The 1,187-nt window shown below is 69.7% G+C and carries 2 protein-coding genes; one reads left to right on the top strand and one right to left on the bottom strand.

What is annotated here, in order from left to right:
• Positions 1 to 634 (bottom strand): TerD family protein (locus U9R90_RS36285; RefSeq protein ID WP_411061763.1); only part of this gene is annotated, 634 nt, incomplete at its 3' end.
• Between the two features lie 270 nt (positions 635 to 904).
• On the opposite strand from U9R90_RS36285, the gene U9R90_RS36290 reads away from it, so the two are divergent.
• Positions 905 to 1,187: DUF6643 family protein (locus U9R90_RS36290; protein ID WP_411061765.1), on the top strand; the 283-nt coding region annotated here is incomplete at its 3' end.

Genomic DNA, 1,187 nt, shown 5'->3' on the forward strand with positions numbered 1-1,187 from the left:
GCGGCGGGGTCATCGGCGGCTGCGCGGCGACGGGCGGGGCGGTCGGCGGCGGTGCGGCAGGCGGCGCGGCGACCGGTGCCGCGGGTGCCGGAGCGGCGGCCTGCTGCGGCTCGTCGTCCACGCTGATCCCGAAGTCCGTGGCCAGACCCGCCAGTCCGGTGCTGTAGCCCTGCCCCACAGCGCGGAACTTCCAGGCACCCTGGCGTCGGTAGAGCTCACCGAGCACGAAGGCCGTCTCGACCGTCGCGTCCTCGCTGTCGTAGCGGGCGATCTCGGCGCCGCCCGCCTGGTCGAGCACCCGGATGTACAGACCAGGGACCTGCCCGAAGTTCCCGCCATCCGCCGATGCGGCGAGCACCACCCGCTCGATACCCGGCTCCACGCGCGCGAGGTCGACCGAGAGCGCGTCGGTCACCTGCCCGTTCGCGGACTGCTTGCCCTCGTGCCGCACCGCGCCCGAGGCGTGGGCCGGCTGGTTGTAGAACACGAAGTCCTCGTCCGAGCGAACCTTGCCGTCGGCGAGCAGCAGGGCCGAGGCGTCGGCGTCGGGTGCTCCGGGAGCCGACCGCCAGCCGATCTCGACCCGTACCGCAGGGGCCGGAACGGGAACATTTGATCCTTTAGGCATTGGCATGACTGCCCCCATGGCGTGTCGTCCTGTCAGAAGTGCTGCCGTTTGGCACCTGGCCAACCTATTACCCGCCTCGGGAAGACACGCCCTGCGGGGGCATCAGCGCCACTGGTCAACCCCGGGTAACCGTGCCGCATACACGATCATTACGCGGATCGGCGACCGATTTTTGCCGAGTTAGCTCGGATTGGGGAACGTCTGTCACGGCCGACACGCAAAGAACCTTCTTATCGGTCTCCCCAACCAGCACATCGTGGGCTTAACTTATGTTCCATGACCTCCCCCCGCGCCACCTACGGCAGCGGTTACTACCCCGCGCCGTCCTTCCCGGACACTCCGATCTACGACTCGCTCGTCGCCGAGCGTGGCACGCCGCAGATCGCCCCGATCCGGGTCCAATCGCCGTTCTACGACACGGGCAGCAACCTGCCCGCGCTCGCGGCACCCCTACCCGCCCTGCCGGCCGCCCCTTCGCCACAGGCTTCCGGGTACGGCTACCAACAGGCACCGCAGCCCGCCCCGCTGCAGCACGCCCCCGCCCCTTACATCCCGCAAC

It is taken from the genome of Streptomyces sp. E11-3, assembly GCF_046540415.1.
Taxonomy (GTDB): Bacteria; Actinomycetota; Actinomycetes; order Streptomycetales; family Streptomycetaceae; genus Streptomyces.